General features: G+C 42.4%; 12 protein-coding genes. 9 read left to right on the top strand and 3 right to left on the bottom strand.

Annotated features, from left to right (window positions below; translation table 11 throughout):
• Positions 1 to 17: 17 nt before the first annotated feature.
• From ALKIM_RS0116755 to ALKIM_RS0116745, 3 genes are all read left to right on the top strand, one after another.
• Positions 18 to 1,529, top strand: a complete 1,512-nt coding sequence (locus ALKIM_RS0116755; RefSeq protein ID WP_026475656.1) for a RagB/SusD family nutrient uptake outer membrane protein — start codon at positions 18 to 20, stop codon at positions 1,527 to 1,529.
• A 34-nt stretch (positions 1,530 to 1,563) separates the two neighbouring features.
• Positions 1,564 to 3,318: a PKD domain-containing protein gene (locus ALKIM_RS0116750; protein WP_026475655.1), complete on the top strand. Its 1,755-nt coding sequence runs from the start codon at positions 1,564 to 1,566 to the stop codon at positions 3,316 to 3,318.
• 185 nt (positions 3,319 to 3,503) lie between these two features.
• A complete protein-coding gene (locus ALKIM_RS0116745) occupies positions 3,504 to 4,316 on the top strand; it encodes a glycoside hydrolase family 16 protein (RefSeq protein WP_026475654.1) in 813 nt (270 codons plus the stop codon).
• Between the two features lie 104 nt (positions 4,317 to 4,420).
• On the opposite strand, the gene ALKIM_RS0116740 is transcribed toward ALKIM_RS0116745, so the two are convergent.
• A complete protein-coding gene (locus tag ALKIM_RS0116740; RefSeq protein ID WP_026475653.1) occupies positions 4,421 to 4,822 on the bottom strand; it encodes a response regulator in 402 nt (133 codons plus the stop codon).
• A gap of 279 nt (positions 4,823 to 5,101) precedes the next feature.
• Here ALKIM_RS0116740 and ALKIM_RS19460 point away from each other — a divergent pair, with 279 nt between their 5' ends.
• The 3 genes from ALKIM_RS19460 to nagB all read left to right on the top strand — a co-directional run bounded on the left by ALKIM_RS19460 (position 5,102) and on the right by nagB (position 11,090).
• Complete coding sequence (locus ALKIM_RS19460) at positions 5,102 to 7,816, top strand: serine hydrolase domain-containing protein (RefSeq protein WP_052345619.1); 2,715 nt, start codon at positions 5,102 to 5,104, stop codon at positions 7,814 to 7,816.
• 245 nt (positions 7,817 to 8,061) lie between these two features.
• Positions 8,062 to 10,050 (top strand): glucosamine-6-phosphate deaminase, encoded by a 1,989-nt coding sequence (locus ALKIM_RS0116730; RefSeq protein ID WP_084555930.1) that lies wholly within the window; start codon positions 8,062 to 8,064, stop codon positions 10,048 to 10,050.
• A 254-nt stretch (positions 10,051 to 10,304) separates the two neighbouring features.
• Positions 10,305 to 11,090 carry a glucosamine-6-phosphate deaminase gene (nagB, locus tag ALKIM_RS0116725; protein WP_026475651.1) on the top strand — a complete coding sequence of 262 codons (786 nt, stop codon included), beginning with the start codon at positions 10,305 to 10,307 and terminating at the stop codon, positions 11,088 to 11,090.
• Positions 11,091 to 11,366: 276 nt separating this feature from the next.
• Here the strand turns inward: nagB and ALKIM_RS0116720 are convergent, their stop codons facing one another.
• Both ALKIM_RS0116720 and ALKIM_RS0116715 read right to left on the bottom strand, forming a co-directional pair.
• Entirely contained in the window at positions 11,367 to 12,203 is an 837-nt protein-coding gene (locus tag ALKIM_RS0116720) for a hypothetical protein (protein WP_026475650.1), read from the bottom strand.
• A 99-nt stretch (positions 12,204 to 12,302) separates the two neighbouring features.
• Positions 12,303 to 14,015 (bottom strand): glycoside hydrolase family 9 protein, encoded by a 1,713-nt coding sequence (locus tag ALKIM_RS0116715; RefSeq protein WP_026475649.1) that lies wholly within the window; start codon positions 14,013 to 14,015, stop codon positions 12,303 to 12,305.
• A gap of 665 nt (positions 14,016 to 14,680) precedes the next feature.
• Here ALKIM_RS0116715 and ALKIM_RS0116710 point away from each other — a divergent pair.
• From ALKIM_RS0116710 to ALKIM_RS0116700, 3 genes are all read left to right on the top strand, one after another.
• Positions 14,681 to 17,905 carry a SusC/RagA family TonB-linked outer membrane protein gene (locus ALKIM_RS0116710; RefSeq protein WP_026475648.1) on the top strand — a complete coding sequence of 1,075 codons (3,225 nt, stop codon included), beginning with the start codon at positions 14,681 to 14,683 and terminating at the stop codon, positions 17,903 to 17,905.
• 110 nt (positions 17,906 to 18,015) lie between these two features.
• Positions 18,016 to 19,743, top strand: a complete 1,728-nt coding sequence (locus tag ALKIM_RS0116705) for a RagB/SusD family nutrient uptake outer membrane protein (protein WP_026475647.1) — start codon at positions 18,016 to 18,018, stop codon at positions 19,741 to 19,743.
• Between the two features lie 32 nt (positions 19,744 to 19,775).
• Positions 19,776 to 20,576, top strand: a complete 801-nt coding sequence (locus ALKIM_RS0116700) for a hypothetical protein (RefSeq protein ID WP_026475646.1) — start codon at positions 19,776 to 19,778, stop codon at positions 20,574 to 20,576.
• The last annotated feature ends 1 nt before the right edge of the window (position 20,577 follow it).

The following is a 20,577-nucleotide window of genomic DNA, read 5'->3' as shown; positions in this document are numbered from 1 at the left end:
CTTAAAAGGACAACATTATGAAAAAATATATTAGAATATTGTCATTCGTTTTGCTTCTTGGCTTTACTGCGTGTGGCGAAGATTTCCTTACCATAAGCCCAACTGAGTCTCAAGAGGCAGGTGGTGATGCCACCGAAGGCGCTATCATGGCTAACCTGGCATCAGCCTATCAAATACTTCTTTTTGACAGCTATGCTGCTCAAAACTACAACAGTGTGGTTTTTATGTCGGATCTCCGCTCTGATGATGTATTTAAAGGAGGTGGTGATGCCGGTGACCAGGCAATGTTATATCGTCTTTCATTGCTTGATGCCACACCAACAGAATTGCCTATCGGTCTTTGGCAGATCTACTATAGCGGTATTAGTCGTTGCAACAATGCGCTTCTAGCATGTGAAAATGCAATAGGTGTTACCGAAGCGCGAGTTGCTGAACTAAGAGCCGAAGCGCTGTTTTTAAGAGCATACTACACGCATTGGTTATGGAAGTTCTGGGGGAATATACCTTATTTCACCAACGATATTCCAGCGCCATATATGGCACCGCAATACACGGCAGACCAAATCTACGGTTTCATTATGGCCGACATTGATGCTGCTATTGAAAGCAATGCACTGCCAATGCGCACAACTGTTGGGAATGACGGACGTGCAACTCAGGCCGCTGCTAAGATGCTTAAAGCACGTGTGGTAATGTATCAGAAAGATCAGAGCCGTTATGCCGAAGTGTTGGAGGATATGAATTCAATTGTTTCAAGTGGACGTTATGCTTTGGTTGACTTTGCAAGTATCTGGCCACGTGAAGGTGAGTTTAACAACGAGTCAATTTTTGAAGTAAACCATTTGCCAGGTGAGTATGGCGGAAAAACATGGGGTAACGGATGGGCTGGTTTCGGAACAAACCTTCCTGCATTTATTTCGCCTAACGATTTGAATGATCCCAATGAGGTGTTTAAAGGTGGCTGGGGTTTTGGACCAGTGCGTACTTCGGCTTATGAGATTTATGAAGAGGGTGATGTACGTCGTGATGCATCCATCAATAAGTTTGAAGATGGCGATTATGTTGCCCGATTTCAAAATACCGGACTGTTTATGGCAAAATATGCAGCACGCATTGGCTACAATGAGCCTCCCGGTGATGTTGATTTGAACTATGAAAACAATCTGCGCATATTCCGTTTGGCCGAAGCTTATTTAAATATAGCTGAACTAATTGCCATCCACGGCGTACCTGCTGGAAGTGGTATGAGTGCTCAAGCAGCATTGGATGCCATACGTTCAAGAGCAGGTGTTGGCTCAATTACCGCGAATGCTGCAAACATAAAACTAGAGCGCCGTCGCGAGTTTTTGGGTGAAGGTATGCGTTTCTGGGATTTGGTTCGCTGGGGTGATGCAGATCTGCTTACTGAAAATTTACCCGAATATTCATCTGTGAGAACATGGACTGCCAATAAAAAGTATTTGCCAATTCCTCAGTCCGAAATAGATCGTACCGAAGGCGAGTTTAAATTGGTGCAAAATCCTTTGTAAGCTTTGTTAAACATTCAGATTTAATTTTATGATTATGAAAAATAAAATATTAATAGGTTTAGCGCTGTTGTTCGCCCTCTCGTTCACCGCGTGTGAGCCTCAGGAGGACGATAAGCCTTCGATGGGTAATGCGCCCGCTGAAAGCCAAATGTCATATACTGTTTCTGTTGATCAAAATGACGAGTTTCTGTATATTTTCGAGAATAAATCTACTGCTGTAGGCATTGCCACATGGGAGATTGCAGGCAGTCGCAAATCAGGCAACAGGGTTACGCATCGTTTCCCTCTGCCAGGCGAATACACTTTTACCTTGACGCTTTCAAATAGAGGTGGTGCATCTACTATTCAAGGAGATGTTACCACTGATAAAACCGATTGGGATTTCCTTGCCAGCCCTGAAATGACACTTCTTTCGGGAGGTGCAGATGCTGCAAATGGTAAATCGTGGGTGCTTGACAGTCTTGCATGGGGACACCTTGGTGTAGGTCCTGCCGGTGGTAATGGTCTGGAATGGTGGGGTGCTGGCCCGCTTAATAAAGCTGCTGTAAATGTGCTTTATGATGACGTGATGACTTTCAAACTTATCGGATTTACATTCAACTATGTGAATAATGGATCGAGTTATGTGAAGGATTTCCGTGCCGGAGATGCTGCTTTCAGCAATGCGGAGCAGCGTGATTCAGACTACAAAGTTGACTTCTCACCCAAACCAGCACAATGGAATTTGGATAAAGAAGGAGATACCTGGTACCTGTATCTGGTGCCTAGTGAAGGTCCTATCTTCCCAATTTTTGATGTGGGTGCTGTGAATAACAGATACCGCGTGATAACCCTCGAAGAAAATAAACTGGAACTTGTTGCTACGGGTAGCGACGGAAATGCATGGCACTACAAGTTTATCCCTCAAGGATATGTTCTTCCGGTGGCTACTTTTGATATAGCGCTCGAATCTGGTACAGGTGCAAATACTTACCTGGTTGGTTTAGACAATTTGGTTGTTCCCGCAGGTGCTACTTTTAATAAGTTTATGGTTGATTTTGGCAATGGTGTAGTGAAAGAATCCACTGACAGAAATGCGAAACTTTCTAACACCTACATGAGAAAATCTCCTTATACTGTTAAGGTAACAATTGTTACTTCTATCGGACAATTTGAGCATACTACTGTGATTGATGTAATTAATAATCATCCTGATTATGAGGAGTTCCTTATTAATGACATTATAATGTATAACAATTTTAGCGATGTTGTGCTAGCCCCAATGGGTTCTGGTGATGGTGCCGTATTGAATATTGTTGATAATCCTTCCAGAGTATTTCCTAACCGCACCATGAAAGTAATGCATTATGCCAAAAACAATAGTGAATGGGCAAACGCATACCTTCAGTTACCGGTTGGTTACAGATTCGATTTGCGGAATATATCAACTTTCAAAATGATGGTTTATGGAAAAGCCGGTCAGGAAATTCTTCTGAAACTTGAAAATACTGACATGGGCGGAAATGCCTGGCAAACTGGTGTTGAGTTAAAATATACCATTAAAAAGGATGATACCTGGGAAATTGTAGAGTATAACTTTGCAGGTGCTCCAAGTGCTGACCTTTCATGGGATCCAGGATTACACGCCGCTCTGCATGCTACTGATGTGTCTACCGATCCGAGATATAGTAACAACTACTATAACATAATCAGAATCATGTGTAATCCCGGAGTTGGTAGTGGTTCTCATGCATTTTACTTTGATGAACTTGCCGGTCCTCACGTGGAAGGTATCAAGTCTGCAAGGTAATTTAAGTCTTAAGATATCTGTTTGATTAATATTGATTTGTATTGAAAGACAACTGCTTCCCTGTCGTCAGGTATTTTCACTTGCCTGTTGGCAGGGAAGCTCATTTTTCAGGGGTGGATTTGATGTCTATGGATATTTTTTGGTGTTGATTTTTGAAGCGAAGAGAACTATTAATACGTGACATTATGTATCTATTAATAAAGACAATGTGCTGTTTTGTCATGGTCATCATCTTGTCATTGAGCAGTGGATGTGGAAGAAATGACACTGAATGGCGACTTGTTTGGAGTGACGAATTCAGTTACGAAGGATTGCCTGACCCAGCAAAATGGAATTATGACACTGTTGGTAATGCATTTGGCTGGGGTAATAGGGAATTACAGTTTTATACTACCGGTCGCAAACAGAATGTGTTTGCAGACGGCAATTACCTGCATATCATTGCACTAAAGGAAAGATTTCAAGGATTTGACTACACGTCGGTGCGGCTAACCACCAAAGGTAAAGGTGATTGGCTCTATGGAAGGGTGGAAGTGCGCGCAAAAGTGCCCGGTGGAAGGGGTATCTGGCCTGCGGTATGGATGCTGCCTACCGATTGGGAGTATGGCGGTTGGCCCAATAGCGGCGAAATCGACATCATGGAACATGTGGGTTATAACCCTGATTCGGTTTTTGTAACCGTCCACACCGGTGCTTTTAATCATGCCATTGGTACGCAGGTGGGTGAATCAATCTATTTGCCTTCCAGTGAAAGTGAGTTTCATGTTTATGCCATTGAGTGGCATGAGGATCGAATTGACTTTTTTCTGGACAATGAGCATGTATTTACTTTCAACAACAGTGGTAATGGCTCTGAAGAGTGGCCATTCGACAAACGCTTCCATTTGCTGCTAAATGTAGCGGTTGGGGGCAATTGGGGAGGGCTTCATGGTGTTGATGATTCCATTTTTCCGGCATCTATGCTGGTGGATTATGTCAGAGTGTATCAAAAAAGATGATGTAATCTATGTTAAAACAATCTTTGTCAGATTTCAATAAAAAACAAAGCAGCCGCGAATATTAATTATCCCGGCTGCTTTTTGCTTTAAAACGATAAACGTAACTAATCGTTCAGATATTTCGAAAGTGTATCGATTAAAATCTGCAAACGTATTGGTTTGGCAAGATAATCGTTACAACCTGCCTCCAGACATTTTTCGCGCTCTCCCGACATAACATGGGCGGTTTGTGCTATAATGGGCACATCCGCATTAATCTTCTTGATTTCACGCGTGGCCGTATAACCATCCATCACAGGTAGTTGTAAGTCCATTAAAACCAAATCAATGTGGTTCTCTTTGAACATATTTATTGCTTCCTGGCCATCTTTTGCCCAATATATTTTGGCTTTTGTGCGGCGCAGAGCTGCATCAAAAAATATCTTATTTGTGTCAACATCTTCAACAACGAGGATGTTTTTATCTTCCCAATTTTGGTTAAGTGCGTTACTTAGGTTGTCAGTCATTGCAAATAGATTCAATGTTATTGATTGACTTTTGGCTGTCATCAAAAATATAACTTTTATTTTAAAAAAGATGTGCTGCCGGTTAAAAGATTGAAGAGTTGAAAATATTTTATTCGGTTCAGCAGTTGACGGGTACCCCAAAGCATAGCAGGTTGCAGCAAAATCAACAGAAAATATTAATTTGTTATTTAAACACAGAATTATTCTATTTTACTTGCGCATTTCATTCTGTTTTGTGATTATTGCCTTTGGATATCACATGGACAGGAAACTGCGGTTATGAAGGCTTTTGGATTTTTTATCATTCCTTTTTTATTTCTCATTTGCTATGACGCCAGCGCACTTAACAGGCATCTGTTTTCCAATGATGCTTATCGTTGGGCCGACTCGGTTTATCATACATTGACGCTTGAACAGCGGGTTGCACAAATTTTGATGGTTGAGGCGCACGATGTGAATTTTCTGAAACGTCAGTCCAGACAGTTGCCACAACCGGGATTCTTTTCAGGGGACCCATCAATTTTGGCTTCGGCAGCCGTATTGCCATCGTCGCCTTTAAATGCTGCGTTTGTGCCCGATGTACGAAAAAGTTTTGATGTCGGAATGGGATATCTACCATTTCCTGAAGGAAAAACGCTCACGGTGATGGATGAAGCCTATCAGGTGAAATTATATGGTATATTATCGCAGTGGCTCGTCAGTAGGCACATGGGTGCGTTTATCTCTTCTAGCAATTACTCGGATTGGGTAAACGGCGTTTTGCCTGACAACAAACGGCAGCCCCCTGCTGCGCTTCTTTGGGCCTCGAATAATACTGCTGCATCAACTCATGCTACCAAACCATTGGGGCTGAACGTTTATCAAATGCCAAACCAGATGATTAACTTGATGCCAGTGCGTCTCCCGCAGCCGATGTTGATTCTCAATCAGCAATTTGGTAAAAAAGTAATCTCCATTGCCGATACACGTGAGTTTGCCATTCGGGATGTGTCTGTAGAACAGTTATTGGGTGCTGGCTCCGTTTTTATTTCAAATGACTATGAGAATGATTTGCGGCGTCTGGTCGGTGCGTTTCAGGATCGCTGGTTAATGGCCGAGAGTCTGGAAAAGAGTTGCAAGTTTGTTCTGGCGTTTAAGTATGAACTATATTCACGCGCAAGGCAGGAAGTGCCCCGCTATGCCCATGCTCAAAAAGAACTTGATTTGCGGTATGCTTACGAAAGCAGTATTAAACTGTTTCAGCATGAAGTAGCAAAGCCGTTACCGCTTACTAATTTGGATGTTAAGGTTGGCTTTTACCACCAGGCTCGATATTCGGAAACTTTTAAGCAGTTTGCTTCCAAATATCTCTCAATCGATTACAATGATTTGGCGCAGTGGGATTATGATCTCATTTTTTGGCTTGCCGATGAAGCAACAAATTTTCAACCCGATTTTACAGAACAGGCGCAAGAAATAAAAGGACGGTTTCCAAAAGCCAAAATTGTTATGGTGTGGGGAGGGGACCCTGATTTATTGCCGTTTCGCGAGTTGCCATTGCTATTGGATGCTTTGCTAATTACCCCTGCAAATACCGCTTTTTCATGGGAGTTGCTCGCACAGGCTGCTTTTAATGGAATTGAGGTTAGCGCTCTATCCAATACCACTTTGTTCTCAGATTCGATGACCAGGCTGTCCCGCAAATTGGCGGCGACCCGCTTGAAATATGGCATCCCGTTGGAAGTAGGTGTGGATCCGGACACCATTCAGTTGATTGATAGGATTGTGGAGGATGCCATCAAAATGAAAGCCACTCCAGGTGCACGCGTGCTGGTGGCCCGAAAAGGTGTTGTTATTTATGATAAAGCTTTTGGCCATCACACGTATGATCGCGCACAGCCGGTTTTGCTCGATGATATTTACGATTTAGCCTCGGTAACAAAAGTTGCTGCCACAATGCCTGTGATGATGAAGTTATATGACATGGGACGATGGCGACTTTCAGACCTCATGAGCAGTTTTGTACCCGAAGCCGGACAAACCGACAAGCGCACCATTACCATGCGCCAATTGCTACTGCATGAGTCTGGCCTGCCAGCCTTTATTCCTTTTTATCTTGAAACCATCGATCAGGAAAAACTTAATGGCTCACTCTTTAGTCGCCGACGCACAGCATCTCATCCCACACGTGTTGACAATACCCTTTTTATGAACCGTTCGGTGACGTATAGAGACGATCTTTACAGGAGTATACCTGATTTACGTTTCTCGGTACCGGTAGCGCAAAACATCTATCTGGATATTGCCTATCGTGACTCTATGCATCTGACAATGCTCAATGCCAAATTGTTATCGCAAACCTATAGATATAGCGATTTGAACTTTATCTTACTGCAACGAATTGCTGAAAGTCTCACCGATGAATCGTTTGATGTTTTATGTGCCAATCAGTTTTATAACAGTTTGGGAGCTGGTTCATTGATGTTTAATCCTTGGCGCACAGTGCCTAAAGAGCGAATTGTGCCTACCGAAGATGATCGGGCTTTCAGACGACAATTGATTCATGGATATGTGCACGATCAAACTGCTGCCATGATGGGAGGAGTCGCCGGCCATGCCGGTTTGTTTGGTAATGCAAATGATTTGGCAAAATTAATGCAGATGTTTCTGAATAATGGGCTTTATGGTGGACAGCGGTATCTGAATCATGAAACGGTGTCATTCTTTACGCGCCAGCAACATGCTATGAGTCGCAGGGCTTTGGGGTTTGACAAACCGGAGCCCGACCCGTCTAAAGATAGTCCTGTTACCAGACGTGCCACACCTCGTTCCTTTGGTCATACTGGTTTTTCCGGAACACTTGTTTGGGTTGATCCTGAGTATGATCTGGTTTATGTTTTTCTGTCAAACCGGATTCATCCCGAATCTTTTAATCGTAAACTCACTGAACTTAAAGTAAGAACCCGAATTCACGAGGTTATTTATCGAGCCATTGATCCGCTTTCTGTGAAGTAATTATCTGAAAATTGACTCCCAAATCAGATATTGCAGAAATTACCTTCGTTTTGTGCACATCGTAACATTCTAAAATCAACATTATCAGATAGATGGTTTATTGATAACGTTGAAGTTGAAATTGTACCTGGGGTCTGCATATGACAGCTTTATTCGAAATAGCAACGAATAAATTCACTATATTCTGAGGATAGTTCTGTTTTTATTTTTAATTTTAGTGTATCAATTCTTTAAAAATATGCCTTATGATTAGAAACTTTGATGAAAAACTTGCTAATCCTGGCAAGTTTAAGAATGATGCCTATCACAACGATCCATATCTTAGGGCTTTAATTACGCGCAACGAGCGTATTCCTACCTGGATTTACGACTCATCCTCAGAGGGAAGTTGTGCCGTGGCACGTGAAATATCTGATACCATCCGGATGAAGCAAGAGAAAGGTGAAATCTGTGTGCTAGGGCTTGCTGTTGGTTCAGCTCCGGTAGATGTGTATTCGGAATTGATACGTATGCATCACAATGAAGGACTTAGTTTTAGCAATGTGGTTGTATTTGGCGTGATGGAGTATTATCCCATCCGTCCCGATGCTTTGCAGAGCTTCAACCGGAATATTCGTGAACGGTTTATTCAGCATGTCGACTTACGCGATGAAAATATATATTATTTGGATAGCACCTTGGAGCAGAGTCAAATATACAGTCATTGTCAGTGGATCGAGCGCAAAATTGAAGAGTTGGGAGGTATTGATATTCAGGTGCTGGGAATTGGCACTACCGGGCATATAGGATTAAATGAGCCGGGTTCGTCGGCCAACTCGCTCACACGTCTTGTTTCGTTGGACGATGTGACACGCACCGAGGCTGCCTCACACTTCTTTGGCAAGGATAATGTACCGCAAAAGGCTATCACTCTTGGTATTCAAACAATTATGAAAGCATCCAAAATCAGGTTGCTGGCCTGGGGCGAGGGAAAAGCTTCCATTCTGGCCAGAGCTATTGAGGGTGACATCTCGGATGAAGTACCGGCTTCGATTCTCCAGAACCACACCGATGTTCAGTGTGTTATCGACATGGCTGCAGCTGCGGATCTCACACGTATTCAAACGCCCTGGTTACTCGACTCAGTGGTGTGGACCGACAGGCTCATCAGAAAGGCTGTTTTATGGCTCTCTATTAAGGTGAATAAGCCCATTCTGAAGCTTACGGACAGAGATTACAGCGACAATGGAATGGGTGATTTAATTACGGAGAAAGGCGGATCATACAGTATTAATATCAAAGTGTTTAATGATTTGCAGCATACCATCACCGGTTGGCCGGGCGGAAAGCCCAATGCCGATGATACCAATCGTCCCGAACGTAAAGAGCCTTTCCCAAAGCGCGTTATTATTTTTAGTCCGCATCCCGATGATGATGTCATATCTATGGGTGGAACGATGCTTAGATTGGTGGATCAAGGGCATGATGTGCATGTGGCATATCAGGTGTCGGGAAACATTGCTGTGAGCGATGCCGATGTGCTTCGTTATCTTGACTTTTTAAGAGATTTCAAGGAACGGGTTGAGACCTCTGATATTACCGATGATTTTGATGCGATGGATAAAAAAATCCGCACCTTTTTTTCGGAGAAGCGGCATGATGCAGTAGACCTAAAAGAGATACGGCAAATTAAAGGATTGATTAGAGTTGGAGAAGCCAAGGCTGCATGTAGGTATGCCAATGTAAAATCAGATAATGTGCACTTTCTCAATATGCCGTTTTATGAAACCGGCGGAGTTGAAAAACAACCAATTGGAGATGCAGACATAAAGATTATTGCGGATTTAATTCGTCAGGTAAAACCACATCAGATATATGCAGCTGGCGATTTGTCCGATCCACATGGCACGCACCGTGTTTGTCTTGATGCAATTTTTGCTGCCATCGACTTGCTTAAAAATGAAGCGTGGATGCAGGAGTGCTGGGTATGGCTTTACCGCGGTGCATGGCACGAGTGGGATATTCATCAGGTAGAAATGGCAGTTCCAATTAGTCCCGATGAGTTGATGCGCAAGCGCAACGCCATTTTTAAGCATCAATCACAGAAAGATGGAGCCATGTTTATGGGCGGTGATAACCGGGAGTTTTGGCAACGAGCAGAAGAGCGTAATAGGGGAACGGCTAAACTCTATGATGAACTTGGAATGGCTGAATACGAGGCCGTTGAAGCATTTGTCAGATATGAGTTTCTCTGATTTGCCAATTATACAGTTGTTTGTTTCTTGGTTTTGTGTTGAAAATTGAGTTGGTTATCAATATTTCACATGAGTGTTTTATTGATGCCGCAAAGCGTGACTATAGTTGAAGAAAATGTGCTATATTTGCACTCGAACTTCATCACAGGCAGGTAAGTTTTCTGACTTCTTTTACTGGTACGCGCATAACATCACACTTTATTACTAATTGTGTTTGGGGAGTTTAATTCCCCAACCTAAAAAAATGTATGCTTATGCGATTGATTATTCAGGATACTTATGCTCAGGCAGCAAGTTGGATTGCACAATATGTTGCACATCGGATTAATGTTCACACAAAAGAAAAACCCTTTGTTTTGGGTCTGCCCACCGGATCGTCTCCTCTGGGTATTTATAAGGAGCTTATTTGCTTGTACAGAGAAGGAAAAGTCTCATTTAATAATGTAGTGACCTTTAATATGGACGAGTATATTGGTTTGCACTCCTCGCACCCACAAAGTTATCATACTTTTATGCACGATAATTTTTTTAGTTCAATTGACATCCGACCAGAGAATATAAACATACCTAACGGATTGGCTGAAGATGTCTCAGAGGAGTGCTTAAGATATGAAGAGCAGATTGCTAAATATGGTGGCATCGACTTGTTTTTAGGAGGAGTAGGAGAGGATGGGCACATTGCCTTTAATGAACCAGGCTCCTCATTTCAGTCGGTTACGCGTGTGAAAACGTTAACTCAGCCTACAGTCAATGCCAATGCCCGTTTTTTTGATGATAAACCGGGTTTGGTACCGAAAAAGGCTATTACTGTTGGGGTTGCTACCATTATGCAGGCCAGTGAGGTCGTTATTATGGTGAATGGTCACAGAAAAGCCAGAGCCCTGCAACAAGCCGTGGAAGGCGCTGTGAGCCACATGTGGCCAATTACAGTTCTTCAAATGCACCCCAAAGGCATAATTGTGTGCGACGAAGAAGCTGTTTCGGAACTAAGAGTTGGAACATACAAATATTTCAAGGACATTGAGAGGGTTGTGAATTAATGCACATTGGCCCGTTTTAATTCGCAAAAAAAGACTGCGCGGTTGATTATTTCAGCCGCGCAGTTTTTCTAAAATGTTTAAGTAGTAAATTGTGTTTTGTTTCAATAACACGTTATTGATGTGATGATTATTAGATTTTTACCAGATTGGGTAGTTGAATAAATGATTAGATTGATCTCGTAATCTGCATAATCTTGTCTATCTGTCTAAATATCTAATAGTCTAAAAATCTTCAACGCTCATTTATTATACATTTTAAAGAACTTCTGGGAGATTTTATTTCTTATCAATATCCTTAAACACCTCTTTTGCCCAGTGTATATATTCGGGGCGCTCATAAAGCTGGCCTGCACTAAATATACGCACGCCAGCTATTTTATTATTATTGAGCATTGTCACATAGTGTTTCAGCACGCTTTTGAACTCATCTTCAGTTAGCCATCTGCCACCATCCATCCCCGACTTAAGATATAATCCTGCTATCACAAAACGATTTGGGTGATGCGCCAATCCTGCCGCAAGATGTTCTTCTGCATTTGCCATGATTTCCGGGGTGTTGCCCCAGATGTTTAGAATAATCCCGTCAATTGGAAAGTCAAAGGCATGTCTTCCTTGATTGCGATGCGGATAATGGGGTGCAATTAATTTCAGTTTTGGGTTTACGCTTTTTGCCGCCTCAATAATCTCCCTCCATTGCTCTTCTGTTCTGATTCCATCTTCTATTTCATCGTAAAAATCGTTTAGGTAAAGCCCAAAAATGCCACTATGTTCCAATGATAGCTGGGCAATCCATTTAGCATGTCTTACCGATTCTTCCTGCGTCCATCCCCAGGCTGCACGTTCAATTTTAGCAAGAACATAATCAACTCCTGGGACTTGCAGACATTTGTACATGTGCGTGTCCTCCCACTGCTGTCCGTTGTATGCCGCGTCATGTGTCCAAACCAGATTAAATCCCAATTCAGACACCAGACTTGAGATGTCAAGATGGGTTTCGTGGTTCCACAATGATATAAGTTTGGAGCTACTGGTTTGTCCGTTAATTGGTGAAATGGTTGCGAAACTTGACCAGACAAGTATTGTGATGATTATTAGAGTGTTCTGCTTTTTCATGAAAATATTGTTAGGTGTTAAATCTCATATAATACGAACTGTTACTATTGATGCAATTCCTGTTGTTTGACAGATGTAGTTCATGGTACTGATTTCCCATCACAATGATGAGGCAATTGCCAGCATCAGCCATGAGCCATGTTGTAACCATTGTTCAGCCCATCTCCATTTATGCGAAGGGTCGTTTCCGTAAGGTTCGGGTCTGAAGGCGATGTTTGTTTCGTCACCAATACCAGCTGTTATGCCATTACATACGCAGCCTTTTACATTTAATTCGCCATCGCCTTCGGTGTACTTCGGATTGTTCCGGCCAATGCCATCGACCATACACATATCATAAGGGTTTAGTCCCAAAATCCAGTTTATCTGATTTGAGGCATAGAGTGATGCATCACTTCTTTTTGATTGATTGATGTATGGCTGTGCCATGTAAAGAGCAGCTGCCAATGAGGCCAATCTGGCATTTTCGCCTTGCCACCAATAGCCTGTTTCGTTGTTTTGAGGGATAAAAAATGCGGTACGTTTCTCTGCTTCATTCGTGGCTTTCACATATTGCCGAGCGTATCCAAAAGGGTTGTTAACCTCCCCGGTAACACTGAGCTCAAAGTTTACCGCATCTGAAATTGCCTGTATTGCTTTGTCCCGGTTGAGAATGTCTTTTTCAATTTCAAGATACCTTACCAGAGATATTATTGGCAATCCTGCTTCAGCTGCATGAAAATATGGACGCATATTGTCATCATCCGCTCGCCAATACCCTTTTACGTTATTATCATCGGTAATTCTGTTTGTCAACTGGTTCATTCGTTTGCGTGCAGCATTTAAATAAATCTCATCTGAAGTGGCATAGTAAAGCTCTGTTGCTGCCAAAAGTGCGCAATAATCATCTATGATATTCTCTTTACCGTTGGCAATGTATTGCAAATTGCTTTTTTCGAGGTGGTGAAAACCCTTCTTAGCTGCCAAAAGATAAGTCTCAGCAGAAAACTCCCCGTTTAATTCATTAGCTGCCGCCCTTGCCAGTGCTGCAATGGCCATAGCTCCGCCTTCGCGGTAACCTGCCTGGTAATTGTCGTTTTTGTAGCCTTCCTGACCAATGTAGGCAGAAATCTCTCTTTTTAAAGGATCCCACGACCAGTTGTCGAATACATTAATATAGAAATATCCGCTCGCATCTTGCATTCTTACAAGCCAGTCAGCGCCATGAATCGCTTCCTTTACCATTTTTGCCCGTGCACTACCCGATGTGTTAAAATTAGCTCTTTCAAGTTGTTGGGCAGCTTCCAGAAAGTTCCAAACAATCATGGGAGCTTGTTGGGGATTCATGAAGTTGGCATAGCTGAGATGACTTAAATACTTGCTTCTGTCACCCGAAGCATCGTACCATCCGCCACTCACATCAACGATGTCTGTTCTGTCTCCAAAAAAGCTCATTTGTTTATCTGTCTCCTCATATACGCCTGCATTTCTCTGCGAATTAATCCCTGAAACCAATAGGTCTAAAGTAGAAGATGGCAGAATGTTTTTGTTGATGGAAAAATACTCACTCTCGATGGTGTTCCCCAAGTACTTTACCTGTGCTTTGTAGTCACCCGGTGTGTTGAATTCAGAAAAGTCGCCGGCAAAGGCCGACCCGGTGTACCAATTGGCTGTTACACCACCTTCTGAGAATACGCCTGAATAAACAACATCTCCATTTCGATTGATGAGTTTGAATATGTCAGGCTTTGTTGTTTCATTGGTTTGAAATATTAGTCTTTTTGCACCATGCGTGTCATAACCAATATGGTTTACCAGTAAAATGCCATTCATGTTATTTGTTTTGTGTTCTACGCATTGATAAAATAGAATCAATGTAAACATGATTAAAACATAGATCTTCGTTTTCATACCTCGCTGTTATTAAAGTTATACAATTTTCAATTTTAATGACTGACTTAAAAACTCCAGTTTTTTTGTTAAAGAATTTTAACAATACAAGCGCTTAGTTTCCTTATCAACATTCAGATTTTATCCATTATTCCTGGTTGTAATATGTAATATTTTCTATTTTGTCTGAAAGAATGCAAGCAATTGCACTGGTTTTGTTTTGCATAAGCTGTGTGATTTATGTGGCTTCACAATTAAATAAGTTTTGCTTAAACCACAGATAAAGCGTACTTATGACTGTTTATTTTTTTGAAATCTTCTCTAAAGCTGTTTAAATGATGCCTCTTAATAGGTTTAATGAACGATTAAAATTGTTTGATTCTGATGTTGGAAATGCAAATGTATAAAATAAATTGTGCAATCGCTTGCATTTGATTGTAAAAATTAACAGTTTTGTACAGAAGTTTGCGCAATACCAGTATTCCTAACGAGGATAAGTTGGAATAACCCTAGGGTTTACATCTGAATGACAATGATTTAAATGGAATATTCATTCAACGATGAGTCTTCTCAAACCGATTCAAACAATTTTAACTAACAGCAATGCTATGAAAAGAAAAAACCTGTTGTTGATTCTCAGCCTTTTGTTTGGCCTTACAACGTATGCTCAGCAACGCGTCAGTGGTATCGTAACGGATACCAAAAATGAGCCTGTGCCCGGACTAACCGTTATGGAAAAGGGTACGACAAATGGAGTCGTTACTGATTTTGACGGTCGCTACTCAATTGATGTGAATGGTGGCCACTCTGTTTTGGTGTTTTCATTCGTTGGAATGGAGACACAGGAGGTCTTGGTTGGTACTGCTTCTCAACTTAATATCGTTATGCGCGATTTTTTGTCAGATTTAGACGAGGTAGTAGTCATTGGCTACGGGGTACAGCGCAGAGCTCTTGTAACAGGTGCAAATGTAAACATTAGAGGTGAGCAGATTGCAGAGCTAAATACTTCCACTGCAATGGAGGCCTTGCAGGGTGTTGCGCCCGGTGTGCAAGTCACCCGAAATCATGGAGCGCCCGGTGCTGGAACTAAAGTTACCATCCGTGGAATGGGAACCATTGGCGATGCTGCACCTCTATACATTGTTGATGGTGTAGCGGTTTCAAACATTAATCACTTAAGCTCTTCAGATATTGAATCAATTGATGTGCTCAAAGATGCTGCTTCAGCGGCCATTTATGGCTCACGGGCCGCAAATGGCGTAATATTGGTAACTACCCGAAAAGGACGAGCCGGTGCTAAACCAAGAGTTACCTATGATGCATACTATGGCGTTCAAAATCTCTATAAAAAGCCTTCGGTGCTTAACGCTCAGGAGTATATGTATATTTTTAATGAAGCCCGTATCAACGATGGTGCAACGCCTTTCGATTGGGAGCATATGATTGTTAATGGAAATGCTTATTTAAATAGCACGTTTCCTGGGAATATTGGCACAGAGTATGGCCAGCATGTTTGGGATAAACTGCAAAATGGCTGGACCGGAACCGATTGGGTAAAAGAGATGACAAAATCAAATGCGCCTATGCAGAGTCATTCGGTAAATATTACTGGAGCAAGCGAGGATGTAACCTATGCACTGGGGTTTTCTTATTTTGATCAGGATGGCATCATCGGTGGTGATATCACCAATGCTGGATATCGACGTATAACTGCCCGTTTGAATACTGAAATGATTCTCTTTAAAAACGAGAGGCACAACGTGCTTACCATAGGAGAGAATTTTACCTATACTAACACGCAAAACAGAACCGTTGCAACTGGCGATATATATTGGAACGACCTTCACAATGCCATTGTAGCCAACCCGTTTATGCCATTGCATTACGACCGGCACGAAATTAATAGACTTACAAATGGATATGGTCCGACACTCGAAGGCATCTCCAGAAATCAACATAATCCGGTTGCGCGAATGTATTTTAACAGCAACTATAACTGGGGAAAAGGAAACTCCATTAATGGAAATGCTTATGCTGTTCTTGAACCGGTGAAGGATTTAAGATATCGCTCTTCGTTTGGCGTTAATTCATGGTTTGGCCATAACCGCTCATATAATCCGGTGTATGAACTCGGCGATTTGTCGCGCCGGCCAAACGATGGGGTTACACAATCAATGTATCAGGGCGTGAATTATACCTGGACAATTACGTTAACTTACGATTGGAGAATCGAGAATCATAAATTTAATGTGTTGGCAGGTACTGAGATGCTTAAAAACGTTTTGAGTACAAATGTAAGTGCCTCAAAGGCAAAAACTGCATTTGGTTTACCGCAGTATGCTTATCTGGATAATGTGCAGGTGGTTGAAAGTGTTGGTGATATCAGTGCTTCCGGAAGAGATTGGGCTGCTCAGGGTGGTGGTTTAATGTCTTATATGAGTCGATTGTCATACAACTACTCTGAAAAGTACATGCTCGATGTGACTTTTCGTGCCGATGGTTCTTCAAATTTCACAAAAGAAAACCGATGGGGTTATTTTCCATCTGTGTCAACCGGATGGAATTTTACCGAAGAGGAGTTCTTGTCCGGAATCGATTGGTTAACGTTTGGTAAGATACGTGCCAGCTGGGGACAGAATGGTAACCAGTCAATCCCCAATTTTATCTATGCCTCAAACATTAGCTACCTGTCCAAAGGTTACTATTTTGGGTCTGATAAGCTTGTGTCATCGGGAACAGCAATCCCTGAAAATATACCAAATTCTAATGTGAAGTGGGAAACTTCGGAACAGTTAAATTTTGGATTAGATGCCAGAATGTTCAACTCCCGAATGGGATTAAACCTCGATTGGTATAAGAAAACAACAAAAGATTGGCTTGTAAAGGCACCTATTCTTGGTACCAGTGGTGCAGGTGCTCCCTATATAAATGGTGGCGATGTGCAGAATAAAGGCTTTGAGTTAGCCATATCATGGAATGATAACATTGGCGACTTAAAGTATGGGTTTTCAATAAGTGGCGCCAAAAACGTGAATAAAGTTACCCGTCTGGATAATGCTGAAGGTATTATCATTGGCGAACCAAATGCGTTGTCGCAGGGAACTGCTTATGTGTCGCGCGTATCGGTAGGTCAGCCAATAGGCTATTTCTACGGATTCAAAACCAATGGTGTGCTGCAAAATCAGCAGGATGTGGATAATTACGTCACGGCAAATGGATCGCCAATTGTTATAGGCTCTGAAGCTGACGTGCCGCGAAGACCCGGAGATTTAAGATTTGTGGATCAGAACAACGATGGTATTATTGATGACAATGACAAGGTGAAACTTGGCAGTCCGCATCCCGATTTTGAGATGGGGCTTCAACTAAATGCTGAATTCAAGGGGTTTTATGTAAATACAACGCTTGTGGGTAAGTCTGGTATGCAGGTGATGCAGTCGTACAGAGATTTCGCCGGATCACCCATGGAGAACTATCCCTCATCGGTACTCAATCGCTGGCACGGGGAGGGCACATCAAACAGACTTCCAAGACTTAGTGCCGTTGCCAATGCAAATAGTACATACATCTCTGATGTTTATATGCACGATGCCGATTATTTAAGAGTTACTAACCTGACTTTTGGCTACCGTTTTGATAAGTTGCTTGGCAAAGTCAACTGGATACAATCAGCTGCAATTTATCTCTCGGTTAACAACTTGTACACTTTCACAAAATACGATGGAATGGATCCTGAAGTCGGGTATGCGCCTGATTCATGGGCTTCTGGCATCGATTTGGGACTGTATCCTCTACCTCGTACTGTAATGGGTGGGCTAACAGTCACTTTTTAAGTCTTGATTGAACAAGGTTCCAACTTGGGATTTTTCTGATGGCCAAATCATTAAGAGAACACAGTTAAATTACAATGATTGGCGCATGTAAACCATTAAATTACAATAAAATGAAAAAAATAATATATCTGGCAACTGTTTGCATAGGCTTGCTTTTTATCAGTTGCGATGATCATCTTGATACAACGAACCTTTTTAACAAAAGCACCGGCAATTTTTACCGCACGCCTACTGATATTTCTGAGGCCATGGCAGGTGTTTACAATGCACTTTATGTGTACACAAATACCGGATTGGCAGATGAGCATATTGCCGCCAGCTTGCTTGGGGATCTGATGTTCTCAGGAGGTGGTGCCGATGACCTTTTTGCGGCCAACCTTGCCAATTTCATCGACCCGTCAGAAGATACTTTTCGTCCGCTGTGGCAGGAAACTTATAATGGCGTTTATCGTGCCAATAGCATAATTGAAGCCCTTGAAAATGTTTCGTTTGCAGATTATTTTTCTGCCCCTTCACAGGCAGAGAGTTTTCGCAATAATGCTCTGGGTGAAGCCTATTTTATGAGGGGATTTTTGATGTTTCGTGCTGCAAGATTTTTCGGTGGTATGCCATTAATCAATTCAACTGAAGCTCCACGCGATGTTCCAAGGTCGTCATTAACTGAAACATTTGGTCAAATTGCCGAGGATTTTTTAAAGGCGGCTACCCTCATGCCCGAAATTACTGCAGGATCAATCGCTTCAAACGATTATGGTCATGCAAACCGTTGGGTTGCAAAAGCTTATTTGGCTCGAACATTTTTGCACTATACCGGATACATGTCAAACATCTCTAAAGTTACCTCAAGTGAACTTCCTTTGCCTGATGGAACTGTGATTTCCAAAGCCGATGTTATCCAGCACCTTGAAGATGTCATCAATTCCAGTGGATATGCGTTGGTATCTGATTTCAGAAACTTATGGCCGTACGCACATGTGAATAAAAGCGCTGGAGCATCTGTGTTGCCGTGGGCAGCAAGCGAAGGATTGGAGTGGGTTGGACAGGATGGACCCAACTCTGTTATCGGCACTGGTAACTCAGAGGTTATGTTTGCCAAAAGATACTCTTTTGGTGAGTGGGGAACCGATACCAAATACAGAAACTGGGCTGTATTGTTTTTTTCTGTTCGTGGTCAGGGGCTGATACCTTATGGTCAGGGTTGGGGATGGGGTTCTGTTAACCCTGTTTTCTATGGGGAGTGGCCAAATAATGATCCACGCAAAAAAGGTTCTGTACTTGATTTTTCTGCTTCCGATGAAGGTGTTGGAAATTATGATCCGGTAGCTAACAATGGTGTGCTTCAAACTGGTTTAGTAAATAAAAAGTACATTCAGTTGCAGCACAACGGGCCTGACGGGGTAAAAGGTATGTTCTTTTATATGTATGGACCTGGTTCAAATAGTGATAGCTATATGTTATGGGCAGCGCAGGATTTCTATTACCTGCGTTATGCGGATGTGCTGCTGATGCATTCAGAACTCACCGAAACTGCTTCGGGCTTGAATGCCGTTCGCGCCAGAGCCGGACTTGAGCCTGTTGCGTATTCACTCGATGCTTTAAAGAAAGAAAGAATGTACGAGTTTGCCTTTGAAGGTATTCGCTGGTTCGATCTTGTTAGGTGGGGCGATGTGGAGAACAATGCCAATAACTATTATTCACGTGTAGCACCTGTTACCAATGTGGGTGTGCAAGCCACGCACTCGGTGAGTTACAGACCCGAAATCAAGGGACTGGTTCCAATCCCGGAGTCGGAAATTCGTTTGTCAAATGGTGTTTATGAGCCAAATCCGGGCTGGTAGTATTTCTATGTCAAATTCTAAACTACTGAAAAATGAAATCATTGAAATTAATTAACTGGGCTATAGCAGCAATTATAGTTATATCCACCTCCTGCGACCCAATTGAAGAGAGAGAGCTTCTTAGCAACTCCTTTGAAGCGGATAAGATTGAGTTGAGTGTGGTTCACGCGTCGCCTGGAAGCAACTTGTTTACACTTAAGCTCAATACACCCGGAGTGACAGGATATTGGGATTATACAATTGGTAAAGGGTTTAGCAATGAGGTTGAAGTATTGTATCCTATCACTGGAACTCAAACGTTTACTTATGTTGTTTCTTCCGGATATATCCCAGATGGTGATCTGAATCTTGTTGAGTACATCACCAAAACCATCGACGTGGACATAGCTGTTTTGGATAAGGATGTTCCTGCGCAGTATGGCTATCTCGTTGGTGAAGGAAGCAAGACTTGGGTGTTTGATAAGTCAGTTGCTGACAGATATTGGTATATGACTGATGCCGACTGGAATGCCTTTTGGTGGGCGCCGGGCGATCCTACCGATGGTAATGGAAGGATTGTCTTTGATTTGGAAGGTAAACCTAATTTCACCTACTACGCATCGCCCGACGCTGATCCCGTTACAGGCAGTACTTGGGTATTTAATGCCGATTTTTCGACGTTAAGAATTATGGGGCCTGCAAATATCTTAGGTGTCGAGGGTGGCGGAGTTAGCTCAACAGGTAGCAAAGAGTACCATATTAAAGAGTTTACGGCCGACCGTTTGGTGCTATTTATGCCTGGCGTTGTATGGAGCCCGGGATGGGTTTGGGTATTTAAACCTCTGGAAAACTAAA

The sequence above is a fragment of the Alkaliflexus imshenetskii DSM 15055 genome, from assembly GCF_000517065.1.
Lineage (GTDB): Bacteria > Bacteroidota > Bacteroidia > Bacteroidales > Marinilabiliaceae > Alkaliflexus > Alkaliflexus imshenetskii.
Note: the sequence above shows the minus strand (reverse complement) of the source record. Positions and strands in the feature narration are given on the sequence as shown.

Coding starts and splice junctions, on each gene's coding strand:
- ALKIM_RS0116745 (WP_026475654.1), top strand. CDS start 3,504: ATGTATCTATTAATAAAGACAATGTGCTGTTTTGTCATGGTCATCATC.
- ALKIM_RS0116740 (WP_026475653.1), bottom strand. CDS start 4,822: ATGACTGACAACCTAAGTAACGCACTTAACCAAAATTGGGAAGATAAA.
- ALKIM_RS0116705 (WP_026475647.1), top strand. CDS start 18,016: ATGAAAAAAATAATATATCTGGCAACTGTTTGCATAGGCTTGCTTTTT.
- ALKIM_RS0116710 (WP_026475648.1), top strand. CDS start 14,681: ATGAAAAGAAAAAACCTGTTGTTGATTCTCAGCCTTTTGTTTGGCCTT.
- ALKIM_RS0116730 (WP_084555930.1), top strand. CDS start 8,062: ATGATTAGAAACTTTGATGAAAAACTTGCTAATCCTGGCAAGTTTAAG.
- ALKIM_RS0116755 (WP_026475656.1), top strand. CDS start 18: ATGAAAAAATATATTAGAATATTGTCATTCGTTTTGCTTCTTGGCTTT.
- ALKIM_RS0116700 (WP_026475646.1), top strand. CDS start 19,776: ATGAAATCATTGAAATTAATTAACTGGGCTATAGCAGCAATTATAGTT.
- ALKIM_RS0116750 (WP_026475655.1), top strand. CDS start 1,564: ATGAAAAATAAAATATTAATAGGTTTAGCGCTGTTGTTCGCCCTCTCG.
- ALKIM_RS0116715 (WP_026475649.1), bottom strand. CDS start 14,015: ATGAATGGCATTTTACTGGTAAACCATATTGGTTATGACACGCATGGT.
- ALKIM_RS0116720 (WP_026475650.1), bottom strand. CDS start 12,203: ATGAAAAAGCAGAACACTCTAATAATCATCACAATACTTGTCTGGTCA.
- ALKIM_RS19460 (WP_052345619.1), top strand. CDS start 5,102: ATGAAGGCTTTTGGATTTTTTATCATTCCTTTTTTATTTCTCATTTGC.
- nagB (WP_026475651.1), top strand. CDS start 10,305: ATGCGATTGATTATTCAGGATACTTATGCTCAGGCAGCAAGTTGGATT.